At 70.8% G+C, this 16,526-nt stretch carries 15 protein-coding genes; 4 read left to right on the top strand and 11 right to left on the bottom strand.

The annotated features are described in order from the left end of the window. Positions 1-12: 12 nt before the first annotated feature. Together MME74_RS08975 and MME74_RS08970 are read right to left on the bottom strand one after the other, a co-directional pair. Positions 13-1,110, bottom strand: coding sequence for a VIT1/CCC1 transporter family protein (locus MME74_RS08975; protein ID WP_267418489.1), 1,098 nt, complete (start codon positions 1,108-1,110; stop codon positions 13-15). 145 nt (positions 1,111-1,255) lie between these two features. Next, positions 1,256-2,998, bottom strand: coding sequence for a DEAD/DEAH box helicase (locus tag MME74_RS08970; protein ID WP_267418488.1), 1,743 nt, complete (start codon positions 2,996-2,998; stop codon positions 1,256-1,258). Between the two features lie 149 nt (positions 2,999-3,147). Between MME74_RS08970 and MME74_RS08965 the strand changes: the two genes are divergently transcribed. Further along, positions 3,148-3,975 carry an SGNH/GDSL hydrolase family protein gene (locus MME74_RS08965; RefSeq protein ID WP_267418487.1) on the top strand — a complete coding sequence of 276 codons (828 nt, stop codon included), beginning with the start codon at positions 3,148-3,150 and terminating at the stop codon, positions 3,973-3,975. A gap of 4 nt (positions 3,976-3,979) precedes the next feature. Here MME74_RS08965 and MME74_RS08960 read toward each other — a convergent pair whose 3' ends face one another. Further along, positions 3,980-4,780: a TrmH family RNA methyltransferase gene (locus tag MME74_RS08960; RefSeq protein ID WP_267418486.1), complete on the bottom strand. Its 801-nt coding sequence runs from the start codon at positions 4,778-4,780 to the stop codon at positions 3,980-3,982. Positions 4,781-4,893: 113 nt separating this feature from the next. Here MME74_RS08960 and MME74_RS08955 point away from each other — a divergent pair, with 113 nt between their 5' ends. Together MME74_RS08955 and MME74_RS08950 are read left to right on the top strand one after the other, a co-directional pair. Next, positions 4,894-5,733 (top strand): Sir2 family NAD-dependent protein deacetylase, encoded by an 840-nt coding sequence (locus tag MME74_RS08955; protein ID WP_267418485.1) that lies wholly within the window; start codon positions 4,894-4,896, stop codon positions 5,731-5,733. Next, the gene (locus tag MME74_RS08950) at positions 5,730-6,317 is read left to right on the top strand and encodes a histidine phosphatase family protein (protein ID WP_267418484.1); all 588 of its coding nucleotides are present in this window, start codon (positions 5,730-5,732) and stop codon (positions 6,315-6,317) included. Before MME74_RS08955 ends, MME74_RS08950 begins: the two co-directional genes overlap by 4 nt. Before the next feature lie 10 nt (positions 6,318-6,327). Here MME74_RS08950 and MME74_RS08945 read toward each other — a convergent pair whose 3' ends face one another. Genes MME74_RS08945 through MME74_RS08925 form a run of 5 tightly spaced genes read right to left on the bottom strand, consistent with a single transcriptional unit; the run spans position 6,328 to position 12,262 of the window. After that, a complete protein-coding gene (locus tag MME74_RS08945; protein WP_267418483.1) occupies positions 6,328-7,134 on the bottom strand; it encodes an HpcH/HpaI aldolase/citrate lyase family protein in 807 nt (268 codons plus the stop codon). Next, complete coding sequence (locus MME74_RS08940) at positions 7,131-7,616, bottom strand: MaoC family dehydratase (RefSeq protein WP_267418482.1); 486 nt, start codon at positions 7,614-7,616, stop codon at positions 7,131-7,133. Before MME74_RS08940 ends, MME74_RS08945 begins: the two co-directional genes overlap by 4 nt. A gap of 10 nt (positions 7,617-7,626) precedes the next feature. Beyond that, a complete protein-coding gene (locus tag MME74_RS08935) occupies positions 7,627-8,778 on the bottom strand; it encodes an acyl-CoA dehydrogenase family protein (RefSeq protein ID WP_267418481.1) in 1,152 nt (383 codons plus the stop codon). Positions 8,779-8,780: 2 nt separating this feature from the next. Then, positions 8,781-10,703, bottom strand: coding sequence for an acetyl/propionyl/methylcrotonyl-CoA carboxylase subunit alpha (locus tag MME74_RS08930; RefSeq protein ID WP_267418480.1), 1,923 nt, complete (start codon positions 10,701-10,703; stop codon positions 8,781-8,783). Between the two features lie 5 nt (positions 10,704-10,708). Then, the gene (locus MME74_RS08925; RefSeq protein WP_267418479.1) at positions 10,709-12,262 is read right to left on the bottom strand and encodes a carboxyl transferase domain-containing protein; all 1,554 of its coding nucleotides are present in this window, start codon (positions 12,260-12,262) and stop codon (positions 10,709-10,711) included. A 110-nt stretch (positions 12,263-12,372) separates the two neighbouring features. Here MME74_RS08925 and MME74_RS08920 point away from each other — a divergent pair, with 110 nt between their 5' ends. Beyond that, positions 12,373-12,978 carry a TetR/AcrR family transcriptional regulator gene (locus MME74_RS08920; RefSeq protein WP_267418478.1) on the top strand — a complete coding sequence of 202 codons (606 nt, stop codon included), beginning with the start codon at positions 12,373-12,375 and terminating at the stop codon, positions 12,976-12,978. Here the strand turns inward: MME74_RS08920 and MME74_RS08915 are convergent. Genes MME74_RS08915 through pdhA form a run of 3 tightly spaced genes read right to left on the bottom strand, consistent with a single transcriptional unit; the run spans position 12,971 to position 16,454 of the window. After that, the gene (locus tag MME74_RS08915; RefSeq protein ID WP_267418476.1) at positions 12,971-14,329 is read right to left on the bottom strand and encodes a dihydrolipoamide acetyltransferase family protein; all 1,359 of its coding nucleotides are present in this window, start codon (positions 14,327-14,329) and stop codon (positions 12,971-12,973) included. The genes MME74_RS08920 and MME74_RS08915 overlap by 8 nt on opposite strands. After that, complete coding sequence (locus MME74_RS08910) at positions 14,326-15,336, bottom strand: alpha-ketoacid dehydrogenase subunit beta (RefSeq protein ID WP_267418474.1); 1,011 nt, start codon at positions 15,334-15,336, stop codon at positions 14,326-14,328. The genes MME74_RS08915 and MME74_RS08910 overlap by 4 nt, the downstream gene beginning before the upstream one ends. Continuing rightward, positions 15,333-16,454: a pyruvate dehydrogenase (acetyl-transferring) E1 component subunit alpha gene (pdhA, locus tag MME74_RS08905; protein WP_267418472.1), complete on the bottom strand. Its 1,122-nt coding sequence runs from the start codon at positions 16,452-16,454 to the stop codon at positions 15,333-15,335. The genes MME74_RS08910 and pdhA overlap by 4 nt, the downstream gene beginning before the upstream one ends. Between the last annotated feature and the right edge of the window lie 72 nt (positions 16,455-16,526).

Genomic DNA, 16,526 nt, shown 5'->3' with positions numbered 1-16,526 from the left:
GACGATCCTCGATCAGACCGCACCCACGCCGAAGAGGAGACCGAGGACGTAGGTGATCGCGGCGGCGCCGAAGCCGATCGCGAGCTGGCGCAGGGCGCGACGCAGGGGTGGGCCGCCGGAGAGCACACCGACCATGGCGCCGGTGCTGAGCAGGGCGATGCCGACCAGCACGAGCGCCACGATGATCGCCGTCGCGCCCTGGAGGCCGAAGATCCACGGCAGCACGGGGATGATCGCGCCCGACGCGAAGAGGAGGAAGCTGGAGATCGCGGCCGTCCAGTCGCTGCCGACGATCTCGTGGTCGTCGCCGCTCTGGATGTTCACCGGTCCGGTCGCCGTGCGGCGGACACCGGCCTGCGCCGCCTCCACGATGCGGTGCGCCCGCGCCAGGGACTCCTGCTGGTCCATGCCCCGCGCGCGGTAGACGAGTGCCAGCTCGTTCTCATCGATGTCCAGGTCGACCGCGGCCGCGGCCGCATCCTCGTTCGCCTCAGTCGCGGCCAGGAGCTCGCGCTGGGAGCGCACCGAGACGAACTCCCCCGCGCCCATCGACAGGGCGCCGGCCAGGAGCCCCGCGATGCCGCTGAAGAGCACGAACCCGGAGCTGACCCCGGTGGCGCCGATGCCCAGCACGAGCGCGAGGTTGCTCACCAGACCGTCGTTGGCACCGAACACGGCGGCGCGGAACGAGCCGGAGAGCCGACGACGACCGCGGGCGGCGAGACCGCGGACGACCTCGTAGTGCACCTTCTCATCGGCTCGCATGGCGGGCGTCGCGTACTGCTCGGAATCGTAGGGAGAACGAGCCTCGGCGCTCTGTGCGAGAGCGAGGACGAAGATCGATCCGAACCGACCGGCCATCCACCCGAGCATGCGCGAGCGGATACCGGCACGAGGCAGGCGTGCGGGTTCGGTACCGAGCAGGTCCAGCCAGTGCTGCTCGTGGCGGCGCTCGGCATCGGCGAGGCTGAGCAGGATCTCCCGCTCCTCCCCCTCACGGCGCGCGGCGAGCTTCTGGTACACGGCGCCCTCGGCGCGCTCCTCTACGAGGTAACGGGCCCAGCGCCGGCGATCGGCGGGGGTCGGGTCGGCGGCAGCAGGGGCTGTCATGGTTCCTCCAGGTGGGGCAGTGCCCGGAGCGCGGGCAACCGTTCCACGCTATCCGCGCCGCCGGTCGGACACCTCGCTCAGCCGCGGATTGACAGCATTTCGGGGCTCCGAAGCGCGGCAGCGGACGTGGCCCGAGACGCACCCGTCAGGAGCGGACGCGCTTGCGCAGGACCTCGATGCGCGATTGCAGCTGCGTCACGGTCGCCTGCGCCACCGCGGGCCCGCCGCAGATGCGCCGGAGCTCCGCGTGGACGGCGCCGTGCGGCTCGCCCTTCTGCCGGGCGTACAGACCCACGAGACTGTTCAGCAGCTGCCGCTGCTCCTTGAGCGTGCGATGCAGGGGCGGGGGCAGCGTCGTGGTCTCGGTCGGTGCCGTGGAGGCCTCGCGCGCCTCACGCAGCCGGGACTGCCGGCTCTGACGCTGCATGAGCAGCTCGTGCACGTGCTCGGGCTCCAGGAGTCCGGGGAAGCCGATGAACTCCTCCTCCTCCGGCGTACCGGGTTCGGCCAGCTGTCCGAACTCCTGCCCCTCGAACACCACACGGTCGAAGTGCGCCACGGACGAGAGCGCCTGGTAGCTGAACTCCTGGGTCAGCGCATCGGAGGTCTCCTCCTCGCGATTGGCGCTCTCGAGGAGCGAGTCGTCGAGGCCGTCCTCCTCCTTCGACTGCCGGTCGAGCGCGTGGTCGCGCTGCTTGTCCATCTCGTTCGCGAGCCCCATCAGCACGGGCACCTGCGGAAGGAACACGCTGGCGGCCTCGCCCCGACGTCGGGCCCGCACGAAGCGGCCGATCGCCTGTGCGAAGAACAGCGGGGTGGACGACGACGTCGCGTACACGCCCACGGCGAGACGAGGGACGTCGACGCCCTCGGACACCATGCGCACGGCGACCATCCACCGCGAATCGTTCGCGCTGAACTTCTCGATCCGCTCCGAGGCCGTGGCGTCGTCGGAGAGCACGACGGTCGCCTGCTGGCCCGTGATGCTGTGCAGGATCTTGGCGTAGGCGCGCGCGACCGTCTGGTCGGTCGCGAGCACGAGTCCGCCGGCATCCGGTACGTGATGTCGGATCTCGGTGAGACGTCGATCGGCCGCCGACAGCACGGCCGGCATCCAGTCGCCCTCGGGGTCGAGCGCCGTCCTCCAGGCCTGCGACGTCACGTCCTTCGTGTTGTCCTGACCGAGGTGCGTCTCGAGCTCATCGCCGGTGGTCGTGCGCCAGCGCATCTTGCCCGCGTACATGTGGAACAGCACGGGGCGGACGACGCCGTCGGCGAGTGCCCGGCCGTAGCCGTAGTTGTAGTCGGTGCGGGAGATGCGCGCACCGGACTCGTCCGGGTGGTACTCCACGAAGGGAATCGGCGCCGTGTCGCTGCGGAAGGGGGTACCGGAGAGGAGGAGGCGGCGCTTGGCGGGTCCGTAGGCATCGCGGATCGCGTCGCCCCAGCTGAGTGCGTCGCCGCCGTGATGCACCTCGTCGAGGATGACCAGGGTCTTCGCGTCTTCGGTGAGGTGGCGGTGCACCGAGGACTTCGCCGCGACCTGCGCGTAGGTCACCACCGCACCGTGATAGTGCCGCGCCGGCGCCCAGTCGCTGTTGCGGAACCGTGGGTCGAGGCGGATGTGCACGCGTGCGGCGGCGTCGGCCCACTGCGTCTTGAGGTGCTCGGTCGGGGCGACCACGATGATGCGGTTGACCTCCCCCATGCGCATGAGCTCGACGGCCAGCGTGAGGGCGAAGGTGGTCTTTCCTGCGCCGGGGGTGGCGGCGACGAGGAAGTCCCGCTGGTCCGCCTCGAAGTACTGGTCGAGCGCCTCCTGCTGCCAGGCGCGCAGCTTGCTTGCGGTTCCCCAGGGGGCGCGCTGAGGAAAGGACGGAGAGAGCATCGAGTCCACGATAATCGCTGCCGCGGACACTGGATCACTCGCCACGGTTCCCGCGCGTGCCCCTCCCCCGGACCTGCCGCTGCGGGTAGGCTCTGTCTCTGCGCTGCGGCCACCGTCGCGGGCGCAGAACGTTCGCGAAGGAGAGCTGGATGACCGACCAGGATTCGCCTCGGACCCCCTACGTCCCCAACGAGACCGCGCACCCGTGGCGCCGTTTCGTCGCCGTCGGAGACTCCTTCACGGAGGGCATCGGCGACCCTGATCCGGCGCATCCGGGCAACCACCGGGGCTGGGCGGACCGCGTCGCCGAGGTGCTCGCCGCCCAGGTCGACGACTTCGCGTACGCGAACCTCGCCGTCCGCGGGAAGCTCATCGCCCAGATCGTCGCCGACCAGATCGAACCCGCCGTCGCCCTGCGCCCCGACCTGGTGTCGATCTGCGCCGGCGGGAACGACGTGATCCGCCCCGGCACCGATCCCGACGTGATCGCGAGCCAGCTCGAGGACGCGGTGTCCCGCCTGTCATCGACCGGTGCCGCCGTCCTCCTGTTCACCGGCATCGACACCGGTTTCACGCCCGTGTTCCGTGCGTTCCGCGGCAAGGTCGCCATCTACAACGAGAACGTCCGCGCCATCGCCGAGCGCCACGACTGCATCGTCGCGGACCAGTGGGCGCTCAAGGTCGTGCAGGACATGCGCTTCTTCGACGACGACCGGCTGCACTACAACGCTCTCGGACACCACGAGGTGGCACGGATGGTGCTGCGTGCGCTCAACGTCCCGAACGACCTGGAGGCCATGCAGCCCGAGCCGTTCCCGCTGCGCACCTGGCGGGAGGCGCGATCCGAGGACCTCGGCTGGGCGCGCGAGCACCTGGTCCCCTGGGTCCTGCGTCGGCTGCGGCACCAGTCCTCGGGCGACACGATCACGGCCAAGCGGCCCGAGCCCTCGCCGGTGATCTTCCCCGAGCGGGACTGACGGGTCAGCTCTTCACGGCCCAGAGAGCGACGGCCGCAGCCGAAGCCACGTTCAGCGAGTCGACGCCACCCGACATCGGGATCGTGACGACCGTGTCGGCGTGATCGAGCACCGTGCGGGAGAGACCGTCGCCCTCGGAGCCCATCACGAGGGCGACGCGCTCGGGCCGGTCGGCGACATAGGCGTCGAGGGTGACCGCGTCGTCGCGCAGGGCCAGCGCCGCGATGTCGAAGTGCGCGGCGTGGAGGTCGGCGACGGCGGAATCCCAGTCCGTGATGCGGGTCCACGGCACCTGGAAGACGGTGCCCATGCTCACGCGGACACTGCGCCGGTAGAGGGGGTCCGCCCCTCCCGGAGACACGAGCACGGCGTCCGCACCGAGACCGGCGGCCGCGCGGAAGGCCGCACCGACGTTCGTGTGGTCGCCGATGTTCTCCAGGATCAGCACGACGGTGGCGCCCTCGAGCACCTCACCCACGGTCGGCAGCGCCGGACGGTGCATCGACGCGATCGTCCCGCGGTGCACGGCGAAGCCCGTCACCGTTTCGGCCACCTCGTCCGGGACGACGTACACCGGGACGTCGAAGGTGCCGACGATCTCGCGGATGTCCTCCACCCGACGCTCCTGCACCAGGACCGAGCGCGGACGATGACCCGCCGCGACCGCACGGGCGATGACCTTGGTCGATTCGGCGATGTACAGGCCGCCGGTCGGCTCGGACAGGGCGCGGAGCGCGGTGTCCGTGAGTCCGCGGTAGTCGTCGAGTCGAGGGTCGTCGGCATCCGTCACAGGCAGCAGTTCCACGGGGTCCACTCTGCCACCGGACACCGGTCGCGCCGAACCCGGGGCCACGGACCGCCCCTCCCGCGGGAAGCCCCGTCCCGCCCGCACGCCGTAGACTCGCTCGAGGAGGTCCTGTGAGCGTGTCGAACACCGCCGAGCTGTCGGCCACCATCGCCCACGCCGCCGAGCTGCTGCGCGACAGGCGCATCGCACTCCTGACCGGCGCCGGCATCTCCACGGACTCGGGCATCCCCGCGTACCGCGGAGAGGGCGCCCGGACCCGCAGCGACCCGATGACGATCCAGACCTACCTGGGTGACGAGGCCGCGCGGCGTCGCTACTGGGTCGGCGGGCACCTCGGCTGGCGCGCCTTCGCGCAGGCCGGGCCGAACGCGGGACACATCGCCCTCGCGCAGATGGAGGCGTCGGGGCACGTCTCGGGCGTCATCACCCAGAACGTCGACGGTCTGCACCTCCGGGCGGGCAGCTCGCACGTGATCGAGGTGCACGGCACCATGCGTCGAGTCCTGTGTCTGCGGTGCGGCCAGGTCTTCGACCGCCGCGACATCGCCGTGCAGATCGAGGAGCTCAATCCCTGGATCACCGTGCCGGAGAACGTCGCGCTCGCCCCGGACGGCGATGTGCTGCCGGAGAGCACGGAGGGCTTCATCGTCCCCGTCTGCACCGTGTGCGGCGGGATGCTCAAGCCCGACGTCGTGTTCTTCGGCGAGTACGTCCCGCAGGACCGCTTCCGTGCGGCGGAATCGCTGCTGCGCTCCAGCTCCGCCCTGATCGTCGCCGGCTCCTCGCTGGTGGTCAACTCCGGTGTGCGTCTCGTCGAGCGCGCGCGCCGCCGCAGCATCCCCCTGATCATCGTCAACCGCGAGCCGACGCGTGCGGACGCCTGGGCCGATGTCACCATCGCCGCAGGTACCAGCGACGTGCTCCCCGCACTCCAGGAACTCCTCTCGTGACCCACCTCACCCTCGTCCGCCATGGCCAGACCGACTGGAACCTCGCTCGTCGCATCCAGGGTTCCACCGACATCCCGCTGAACGACACCGGGCGGGAGGATGCACGCTGGGCGGCAGAGAAGCTGGCCGGCAGCACGCATCACGCCGTCTACACGAGTCCGCTGCTGCGGGCCAAGGAGACCGCGGAGATCATCGCGGAGCGCCTCGGGCTGGAGGTCGTCGGTGTCGTCCCCGACATCCGCGAGCGGGAGTTCGGCGACGGCGAGGGCATGCTCGTCGAGGACTACATCGCGACCTACGGCGACTGGCATGCCGAGGTACCCGGTGCCGAGTCGCTGCAGGAGGTCGGCGAGCGTGCCATCACCGCTCTGCACGCCATCGCGCGCGAGGCACGCCGCCGGTCCACGCCTCGGGCGGAATCGGTCATCGTCGTCGCGCACGGTGGAGTGATCCGCGCCGTCATCGATCATGTCTCCGGCGGCACTCTCCCCCGCGAGGGCGAAGTGCTGCGCAACGGATCGGCGCATCGCTTCGTCGCCGCACCCGGCTACCTGCGTCTGCTCGAGGAGTCGCCGGTTCTCTGACCGGATGGCTTCAGCCCGCGCGGGAGATCACCGAACGCGCGTGTCGGAGCACCGGCTCGTCGATCATGCGTCCCCGGAAACGGAAGACGCCTCGCTCGCTCCGCGCCGCCTCCAGCACCGCGTGCGCCCAGGCCACGGTGTCGTCGTCCGGCCGATAGGCGGCGCGGATCGCCGCGACCTGGTTCGGATGGATGCAGGCGGTGGCGCGGAATCCCGACGCCGCGGCATCCACGGCCTCGCGCTCGAGTCCCGCCGCGTCATCCAGGTCGATGTGCACCGCGTCGATCGCGGACTTGCCGTGGGCGCCCGCCTCGAGGAGCACGCGGGACCGGGCGTAGCGGGCGATCTCCCGGTACTCGCCGTCGGCGTTCCGTGACGAGGTGCCCCCGAGGGACGCGACGAGATCTTCCGCGCCCCACATCATCGCCACGACCAGCGGATGGGCGGCGATGCGGTCCGCGGCGTGGATGCCACGGGCGGTCTCACACAGGGCGATCAGCGAGTACCCGTCGTCGAAGGCGGACAACGCCTCGGGGCTCTCGGTCTTCGCCACCATCACGGTGCGGAAGTCGGTCCGCGCGAGCGCCTCGAGGTCGGCGGCGAAGGCATCGCTGTCGGGGGCGTTCACACGCACGATCACGCGCGCCGGGTCGAGGTCGGCGGTGATGACGTTCCCCCGCGCGGTCTCCTTCGCGTCCGGCAGGACCGCATCCTCCAGGTCGAGGATGATCGCGTCGGCCCTCTCCAGCGCCTTGTGGAAGCGCTCGGGACGGTCCGCAGGGCAGAACAGCAGCGCGGGCCCGAGGTCGAACGTCATGCGGCGGATCCTTCCGGAAGGCAGTGGACCAGGACCGAGCGCACGGCCGTGGCCACGACGGTGTCGTCCTGGTTGCGACCGGTGTGGGCGATCTGCACGATGCCCTGACCCGGCCGGGACGACGAGAGGCGTCGGTCGACGATCACGCTCTCGGTGTACAGCGTGTCCCCCGCGAACAGGGGATGCGGGAAGGTGATGTCGCCGAAGCCGAGCTGCGCCACCAGCGTGCCCTGCGTCAGCTGCGCCACGGAGGCGCCGACCATGGTCGAGAGCGTCCACATCGAGTTCATGAGCCGCGCGTGGAACGGCTCCTGGGCGTCGGCGAAGGCCGCGTCGAGATGCAGCGCCTGCGTATTCATGGTGAGCGTCGTGAAGAGCACGTTGTCCGCCTCCGTGGCGGTGCGCCCCGGGCGATGCAGGTAGCGGGCATCGAGCTCGAACTCCTCGTAGTACAGGCCCCGCTGGAGGATGTCGTGCGTCATGATGGCCACGCTACCCGGCGAGGCCGAGCCCGCGGGCGATGACGAGCAGCTGCACCTCGGTCGTGCCTTCGCCGATCTCGAGGATCTTCGAGTCGCGGTAGTGCCGACCCACGGGGAACTCGTTCATGAAGCCGTTCCCGCCGAAGATCTGGGTCGCGTCTCGGGCGTTGTCCATGGCCGCCTCGCCGCCGACGAGCTTCGCGATCGCCGCCGCCTCGGCGAACGGCTTCCCTGCATCGCGCAGTCGGGCGGCGTGATGCCATGCGAGCCTGGCTGTGTGCACGCGGGCTCGCATGCGCGCGAGGGTGAACTGGGCGTTCTGGCGGGTGCTGAGTGCGCTGCCGAAGATCGTGCGGCTCTTCGCGTACTCGACCGCCGCCTCCAGGCATCCTTCCGCCGCGCCGGTGGAAAGTGCCGCGATGGCGATGCGTCCCTCGTCGAGGATGCTGAGGAAGTTGCGGAAGCCGGTGCCCCGCTCCCCGACGAGGTTCGATGCGGGCACGCGTGCGCCGTCGAACGTGAGCGGGTGCGTGTCGGACGCGTTCCAGCCGACCTTGTCGTAGGGTGCCTCGACGGTGAAGCCCGGTGTGCCGTTCGGGACGATGATCGTGGAGATCTCCTTGCGCCCGCTGTCGGCGGTGCCGGTGACCGCGGTCACGGTGACGAAGCGGGTGATGGGGGTGCCCGAGTTGGTGATGAACTGCTTCGAGCCGTCGATCACCCATTCGTCGCCCTCCAGCCGGGCGGTCGTCCTCGTCGCGCCGGCGTCGCTGCCCGCTTCCGGCTCCGTGAGTCCGAACCCCGCCAGCGCCCGTCCGGCGAGGAGGTCAGGCAGCAGCTCCTGGCGCTGCGCCTCCGTGCCGAACCGGAAGATCGGCATCGCTCCGAGACTCACCCCCGCCTCGAGGGTGATCGCGATGGACTGGTCCACGCGACCCAGCGCCTCGATCGCGATGCCGAGTGCCATGTAGTCGCCACCCTGGCCGCCGTACTCCTCCGGGAACGGCAGGCCGAACAGGCCCAGGTCGCCCATCTGCGACACGACGTCCATCGACAGCGTGTGCGTGCGGTCGGCCTCGTAGGCCTGAGGGGCCACGACGGTGTCGGCGAACTCACGCACCATGGCGGCGAGCTCGCGCTCCTCCTCGGACAGGTCTTCCATGATCAACTCTCCTCCGTCGTCACACGGGCGACCGGTTGGTCGCGCCGCACCTGATCGCCCACGGCGACCAGCAGATGCACCACGCCGTCGTGCGGCGCGAGCACCTGGTGCTCCATCTTCATCGCCTCGATCGCGACCAGCGGGTCGCCGGCCGACACGGTGTCGCCGTCCGAGACGTGCACGGCGACCACACTGCCCGGCATGGGCGCCCGTCCCTCCGGCTCCGTCGCCGCCGAACCCGCCTCCCGGGCGGCGAGACGACGCAGCATCCGCTGTCGTCGGTCGAGCGGGCGCAGTCGGACCGTGTGGCCCTGCTCCACGACCCACACCGCCCCGTCGGCATCCACGGCGGCACGCACGGGACGTCGCGAAGCCGCTCCCGGAGCAGACTCGAGCTCGACCGTCTCGTCGTCGTCGGTGAGCGCCACGAAACGTCCGGATGCCACGCTCTCGGCCCCGAGCCGCCACCCCGGTCGCTCGCGCCACAGATCGCTCGTGCGGGGCGGAGTGCTCGGCACCGCGACGGCATCCGCGGCCGCCGCGAGCTGCGCGGACGAGGGGTGCTCGACCGCCAGGGGCAGCAGGGTCTCGATGAGGCCGGTGTCGAGGTCACCCGCGACGACCCGCGCGTCCCGGCAGAGCCGGCGGAGGAACGCGATGTTCGTGTCCACGCCCAGCACGACCGTGCGGGCGAGGGCGTCGTCGAGCCGCGCGAGGGCGGTGGCGCGATCGTCGGCGAACGCGATCACCTTGGCGATCATCGGGTCGTAGAACCCGGTCACCTCGCTGCCGGTCTCGATCGCGGCGTCGACGCGCACCCCGACGGGCTCCTCGAACAGCAGGACCGTGCCGGTGGAGGGGAGGAAGCCGCGCTCGGGCGACTCCGCGTACACCCGCGCCTCGACCGCATGGCCGCGGAGCCGGGGAGTGACGTCCAGCGCGAGCCCATCCGCGGCCCGGAGCTGGAGGGCGACCAGGTCGAGACCGGTGACCTCCTCTGTCACCGGATGCTCCACCTGCAGCCGCGTGTTCATCTCGATGAAGAAGACCTCGTCCGGCGCGTCGGCATCGACGAGGAACTCCACGGTGCCGGCGCCGACGTACTCGACGCTCTCCGCGGCGAGCACCGCGGCGGACAGCAGCCGCTCACGCGTGTGCGCGGGGATGCCGGCGGACGGCGCCTCCTCGATCACTTTCTGATGGCGACGCTGGAGCGTGCACTCGCGCTCGCCGAGGGCGACGACCGTCCCGTGCGTATCGCCGAACACCTGCACCTCGATGTGCCGCGGGCGGCGGATGAGCCGTTCGAGGATGAGGGAATCGTCCCCGAACGCGGATGCCGCGACCCGTCGCGCCGACGCGAGTGCGGCTCGGAGACCCGCCGCGTCCGCGACGACCTCCATGCCCTTCCCGCCGCCGCCGGCACTCGGCTTGACGAGGAGCGGGTATCCGACCCGGTCGGCCTCCTCGGCGATCTCGAGATCGGACAGCCCCTTGGCGTCGAACCCGGGGACGACGGGCACACCGTAGCGCAGCACGTGCTCACGAGCGCGCGCCTTGTCCCCCATGATCTGCAGGGCGTCGACGGACGGACCGATGAAAACGATGCCGCTCTCTGCGCAGGCCTCGGCGAGTCCGACGCTCTCGGAGAGGAAGCCGTAGCCCGGGTGGATCGCCTGCGCCCCCGTGCTGCGGGCTGCGGCGATCACCGCATCGATGTCGAGGTAGGAGTCGGAAGCGGGTGCGGGGCCGATCCGCACGGCGACGTCGGCCTCGCGCACATGCGGTGCTGCGGCGTCGGCGTCGCTGTAGACCGCCACGCTGCGGATCCCGAGGGCGCGCAGGGTGCGGATCACGCGGCGGGCGATCTCCCCGCGGTTGGCGACGAGGATGGTGTGGAAGGAGACGGGGTTCGACGGCGACATGGCACTCACATCCGGAAGACGCCGAAGCGCGGCTCTGGCAGCGGACTGCGGGCGACGACGTCGAGGGCGAGGCCCAGGAGGTCGCGGGTCTGCGCGGGATCGACGATGCCGTCGTCCCACAGGCGGGCGGTGGCGTAGTAGGGCTCGCCCTGGTTCTCGTACTGCTCGCGGATCGGGTCCTCGAATGCGGCGCGCTCGTCACCGCTCCAGGACTCCCCTCGGGCGGTGAGCTGATCCTCCTTGACGGTGGCCAGGACCGACGCGGCCTGCGCCCCGCCCATGACCGAGATCCGGCTCGCAGGCCAGGTCCAGAGGAACCGCGGGGAGTACGCGCGCCCGCACATCGAGTAGTTCCCCGCGCCGAAGGAGCCGCCGATGATGACGGTGAGCTTCGGCACCCGCGTGCTGGCGACAGCGGTGACCATCTTCGCGCCGTCCTTCGCGATCCCTCCGGCCTCGGCGTCGGACCCGACCATGAAGCCCGTGATGTTCTGGAGGAAGAGGAGCGGGATTCCGCGCTGGTCGCACAGCTCGATGAAGTGCGCCCCCTTGAGAGCGGATTCGCTGAACAGGACCCCGTTGTTCGCGACGATGCCGACCGGGTGACCGTGGAGGCGTGCGAAGCCCGTGACGAGCGTGGTTCCGTACGCCGGCTTGAACTCCAGGAACGTGTCGCCGTCGACCAGACGCGAGATCACCTCGTGCACGTCGTACCCGGCGTTCACGTCGACGGGGACGACCTCGTACAGCGGAGTGAGCTCGGACGGCGGTCGACTGCTCTGCACCTCCCAGGCGGGAGCCGCGGGCGGAGGGAGCGTGGCGACGATGTCGCGGAGGATCTCGAGAGCGTGCTCGTCGTCCTCCGCCAGGTGATCGACGACACCGCTCCGTCGCGCGTGCAGCTCGCCGCCACCCAGCTCCTCCGCCGTCACGACCTCGCCGATCGCGGCCTTCACCAGCGGCGGGCCGCCGAGGAAGATGGTGCCCTGTCCGCGCACGATCACCGTCTCGTCGCTCATGGCGGGAACGTAGGCGCCACCCGCCGTGCACGAACCGAGCACCGCCGCGAGCTGCGGGATCCCCTCGGCCGACATACGGGCCTGGTTGAAGAAGATCCGGCCGAAGTGCTCCCGATCGGGGAAGACCTCGTCCTGTTTCGGCAGGAACGCTCCTCCCGAATCGACCAGGTACAGACAGGGCAGGCGGTTCTCGAGCGCGATCTCCTGCGCGCGCAGGTGCTTCTTCACCGTGAGCGGGTAGTACGTGCCGCCCTTCACGGTCGCGTCGTTGCAGACGACCATCACCTGGCGTCCGTGGACGAGCCCGATGCCGGCGATGACTCCGGCGCCCGGCGCCTCTCCCCCGTACAGTCCGTCGGCGGCGAGCGGTGCGACCTCGAGGAAGGGGCTGCCCTCGTCGAGGACCCGCGTGACGCGGTCCCGAGGGAGCAGCTTGCCGCGCGACACATGCCGCTCGCGAGACGCCTCCGGTCCCCCGCGGGCGGCTTTCGCGAGGCGCTCGCGCAGCTCCTGCGCGAGGGACTCCTGGGTTGCGGGCATCGTGACGTCCTCCTCGACTCACGTTCGCGCGGGCGAGCCCTGGCGCGGTGCAGGCATTCTCGGTTAGTGTTCACTAACCCGTTCGATCAGGTTAGCGAGGATTAACTGAGATGACAAGCCCGGTCACCGCCCGCGACCGCGCCAAGGCCGAACGGTCCGACGCGATCCTGCACGCTGCCGCACGACTCTTCGCCGCGCGCGGCTACAGCGGCGTGAGCCTCGAGGACATCGGGGCAGCCGTGGGCGTGTCCGGTCCCGCCGTGTACCGTCACTTCGCCGGGAAGCAGGCCCTGCTGGGAGCCGTGCTGGTGAAGGTCAGCCAGGACCTCATCCATGGCGGGGGTCGTGTGGCCGAGGAGGCTGCCGCCCCCGATGAGCGGATGCGCGCGCTGATCCGCTTCCACGTGGAGTTCGCCCTCGGCAACGCCGAGGTCATCCAGGTGCAGGACCGCGACGTCGCGTTCCTGTCCTCCGCCGACCGCGCCGAGGTCCGCCGTCTGCAGCGCGCCTACATCGAGCTCTGGATGGACGCGCTCTCCCCGCTGCACCCGTCCGACGCCGACACGGATCGGGACGAGCTGCGTCTGCGGGTGCAGGCGTGCTTCGGTCTGATCAACTCGACCCCGCACAGCACCCGGGCTGCAGCCCGACGCCACTCCGCCACCGCGACCGTGTTGGTCGCGATGGCGGAGGCCGCACTGCGAGCGCCTAGTTGAGCAGCATCGCCCGTCCGGGCTCCTCGAGGATGTCGGCGACGTCCTTGAGGAACCGCGCCCCCTCGGCTCCGTCCACCAGACGGTGGTCGAACGAGAGGCTCAGGGTCATGACCTGACGCAGGGCGATGTCTCCCCGGAACTCCCACGGCTGTCGGCGGACGGCGCCGACAGCGAGGATCCCGGACTGACCGGGCGGGAGGATCGGTGTGCCCGCGTCGACTCCGAACACCCCGATGTTCGAGATCGAGAAGGTCCCGCCGGCGAGTTCGGCCGGGGAGGTCTTCCCCGAGCGCGCCACCTCTGCGAGCGTCTTCACGGCGTCGGCCAGTCCCACCAGGGTCAGGCGTTCCGCGTCGCGGATCATCGGGACGATGAGGCCCCGCTCCGTCGCCGCGGCGATCCCGAGATCGACGTAGTTGTGCTGAACGATCTCCCCGGCGGGCTCGTCCCAGCGCGAGTTCAGACCCGGGGTCCGACCGAGGGCGAGGCACACGGCCTTCGCCACGACGGCGAGTGGACCGATCCGGTGCTCGCTCAGTGAGCGGTCGTCGCGGAGATTCGCGAGGAGGTCCATCGTCGCCGTCACATCCACGGTGTGGAACACCGTGACGTGCGGTGCCGTGAACGCGCTCTGCACCATCGCCGCCGCCGTGTGCTTGCGCACTCCGCGGATGGGGATGCGCGTCTCGCGCTCGTCCGCCGCGAGTGCCGCCGGGCTCGACGGTACGGAGGTCGCGATCGACGGCGCCTCGTCCGCTCGTGTTCCGCGTGCACCGGTGCGTTCTGCATAGGCGTCGACGTCGGCGCGGGTGATCAGCCGGTCGCCGACCTCCGCGGCCACGAGGACGAGGTCGATACCGAGCCGTTTGGCGTGCGCACGCACCGGAGGCGTGGATCGCGGCCGCTCGACGACGGAGTCGATCGCCACGGTCGGGGCCGCATCATGCGGTGCCGCCTCGAGGACCGCCGTGTCGACGACGGCGGGCGTGCCACCGATGCGGCGCGCTCGGCGGGCCGGCCTCCCGGCCGTCGTGGGGGCCGCCCCGTAGCCGACGAGGTTCGGTTGCGCCTTCTCGGCACCGTCGTCGGACGACACCGGAGCTTCCTCTTCACCGACGACGTCGAACGCGATCAGCGGTGCACCGACGGCGACGGTCTCCCCCGCTTCCGCATGCAGTGTCGAGACCGTCCCCTCGTACGGCGACGGCAGCTCCACCACGGCCTTCGCCGTCTCCACCTCCGCGAGCGTCTGGTTGAGAGCGACCTGGTCCCCGGGGGCGACCAGCCACTGCACCACCTCGGCCTCGGTGAGTCCCTCGCCGAGGTCGGGAAGCCGGAACTCCGCGATCATGCGCCCGCTCCCGTCAGGCTGTTCGGTCGGTCGAGCACGCGGTCGACCGCGTCGAGCAGCCGGTCGAGGTCGGGCAGGTGGTACTTCTCGAGCTTCGCGGGCGGGTAGGGCACGTCGTGTCCGGTGACCCTCAGGGGCGCGGACTCCAGGTACTCGAAGCACCGTTCCGTGATGCTCGCGATCACCTCGGCGGCCACCCCGGCCTCGCGCGACGCCTCGTGCGCGACGACGACCCGTCCGGTCTTGCGGACGGATGCGGCGACGGAGTCGTAGTCGACCGGCGAGAGAGAGCGCAGATCGATCACCTCCAGCGAGATCCCCTCGTCCTCGGCGGCTTCCGCCGCCTGGAGTGCGGTGCCGACCATCGCGCCGTAGGTGATCAGCGTGGCGTCGGTACCCGCCCGCACCACCCGTGCCAGGCCCATCGGCGGCGCGTCGGCCAGCGGAGCCTCGAGATCGACCTCCCCCTTGTGGTGGTAGAGCCGCTTCGGTTCGAAGAAGATCACCGGGTCGTCGGAAGCGATCGCCTGACGCAGGCTCCGGTACGCATCCTCGGGGTTCGAGACGGCGACGACCCGGAGGCCGGCGGTGTGCACGAAGTACGCCTCCGGGGACTCGGAGTGATGCTCGGCCGCGCCGATGCCGCCCGCCCACGGGATGCGGATCGTGATCGGCATCTTCACGCGCCCCTGCGTGCGGTAGTGGAGCTTGGCCACCTGCGCGACGATCTGGTCGAACGCGGGATAGACGAAGCCGTCGAACTGGATCTCGACGACCGGACGGTATCCACGGAAAGCCAACCCCACCGCGGTCCCGACGATGCCGGACTCGGCCAGGGGCGTGTCGATCACCCGGGCGGCGCCGAACTCGTCGAGCAGACCGTCGGTGATGCGGAACACGCCGCCGAGTCGGCCGATGTCCTCGCCGAGGAGGACGACCTTGTCGTCGTCCCGCATCGCCTGACGGAGGCCGGCGCCGAGCGCCTTGCCGAGGGTGAGTTCGGTCATGCTCTGGCCTCGCTCTCGAAGCTCGCGAGGTAGGCGGCGTACTCGTCGCGCTGCCGGTCGAGACCGGTGTGCGGTTCGGCGTAGACGCCGTCGAAGACGGCGAGGGGCGGGCGCGTCACCATGCCGAGGCACGCGGCGCGCATCTCCTTCGCGACGATGTCCGCTGCCGCCTGCGTGTCGGCGAGGTGCTCCTCCGACAGCTCCCCCCTCGCGCGCAGGTGGGCCTCGAGCCGGGCGATCGGGTCGCGCCGGCGCCACGACTCGAGCTCGGCCTCATCGCGGTACCGGGTCGGGTCGTCGGCCGTCGTGTGCGGGCCCATCCGGTAGGTCACGGCCTCGATGTAGGCGGGCCCCTTGCCCGAGCGCGCGTGCTCCAGGGCCCAGCGCATGGCTGCCATGCAGGCGATGACGTCGTTGCCGTCGACCCGGACGCTGGGGATCCCGAAACCGGGCGCCCGTCCGGCGATCGGGTACTGCGACTGGACCGACACCGGCTCGGAGATGGCCCAGTGGTTGTTCTGGCACACGAAGACCACGGGCGCCTGGTACGAGGAGGCGAAGATCATCGCCTCGTTGACGTCGCCCTGGCTCGTCGCACCGTCTCCGAAGTACGTCACCGCCACCTCGGCCGCGCGGTCGTGCTGGATGCCGAGCGCGTAGCCGACGGCGTGCAGCGTCTGCGCGCCGATGATGATCTGCAGCGGCGCGACGCCGAGGGCAGCGGGGTCGTATGCCGCCCCCTCTTCTCCGCGCCACATGCGCACGTAGTCGCCCGGCTGCGCGCCGCGCGCATAGATGACGCCGGTCTCGCGGTAGCTGGGGAACACGTAGTCCTCCGGGGCGAGTGCCCTGGCGGTGCCGATCTGCGTCGCCTCCTGACCCTGGCAGGGTGCCCAGAGGCCGAGCTGACCCTGTCGCTGCAAAGCGACGCCCTCGGCGTCGATGCGGCGGAGGATGACCATGTCGCGGAGCAGGGAGCGCAGCTGCGCCGCATCGACGTCGGCGACGAACGGGTCGAGCCGGGAGTTCGCGATGCGGGTTCCATCCGGCGCCAGGATGCGCTCGGCGAGCTCCAGATCCTGGGCGGTGTCTGCGATGGGGGTGATCTGCGGTGACATCGTCGTCCTCCTCGTCCTCGGCGGCCCTCGTGAGGCTCCGCGCACTGATGTCGGCGTCATCACCGGCATGGT

The organism is Microbacterium oxydans, assembly GCF_026559675.1.
GTDB lineage: Bacteria > Actinomycetota > Actinomycetes > Actinomycetales > Microbacteriaceae > Microbacterium > Microbacterium oxydans_D.
Note: the sequence above shows the minus strand (reverse complement) of the source record. Positions and strands in the feature narration are given on the sequence as shown.

Excerpts from the sequence above, each read along its gene's own strand:
- MME74_RS08920 (WP_267418478.1), top strand. The coding sequence starts at position 12,373 with ATGACAAGCCCGGTCACCGCCCGCGACCGCGCCAAGGCCGAACGGTCC.
- MME74_RS08945 (WP_267418483.1), bottom strand. The coding sequence starts at position 7,134 with ATGACGTTCGACCTCGGGCCCGCGCTGCTGTTCTGCCCTGCGGACCGT.
- MME74_RS08925 (WP_267418479.1), bottom strand. The coding sequence starts at position 12,262 with ATGCCCGCAACCCAGGAGTCCCTCGCGCAGGAGCTGCGCGAGCGCCTC.
- MME74_RS08935 (WP_267418481.1), bottom strand. The coding sequence starts at position 8,778 with ATGGAAGACCTGTCCGAGGAGGAGCGCGAGCTCGCCGCCATGGTGCGT.
- MME74_RS08940 (WP_267418482.1), bottom strand. The coding sequence starts at position 7,616 with ATGACGCACGACATCCTCCAGCGGGGCCTGTACTACGAGGAGTTCGAG.
- pdhA (WP_267418472.1), bottom strand. The coding sequence starts at position 16,454 with ATGTCACCGCAGATCACCCCCATCGCAGACACCGCCCAGGATCTGGAG.
- MME74_RS08965 (WP_267418487.1), top strand. The coding sequence starts at position 3,148 with ATGACCGACCAGGATTCGCCTCGGACCCCCTACGTCCCCAACGAGACC.
- MME74_RS08915 (WP_267418476.1), bottom strand. The coding sequence starts at position 14,329 with ATGATCGCGGAGTTCCGGCTTCCCGACCTCGGCGAGGGACTCACCGAG.
- MME74_RS08910 (WP_267418474.1), bottom strand. The coding sequence starts at position 15,336 with ATGACCGAACTCACCCTCGGCAAGGCGCTCGGCGCCGGCCTCCGTCAG.
- MME74_RS08970 (WP_267418488.1), bottom strand. The coding sequence starts at position 2,998 with ATGCTCTCTCCGTCCTTTCCTCAGCGCGCCCCCTGGGGAACCGCAAGC.
- MME74_RS08975 (WP_267418489.1), bottom strand. The coding sequence starts at position 1,110 with ATGACAGCCCCTGCTGCCGCCGACCCGACCCCCGCCGATCGCCGGCGC.
- MME74_RS08930 (WP_267418480.1), bottom strand. The coding sequence starts at position 10,703 with ATGTCGCCGTCGAACCCCGTCTCCTTCCACACCATCCTCGTCGCCAAC.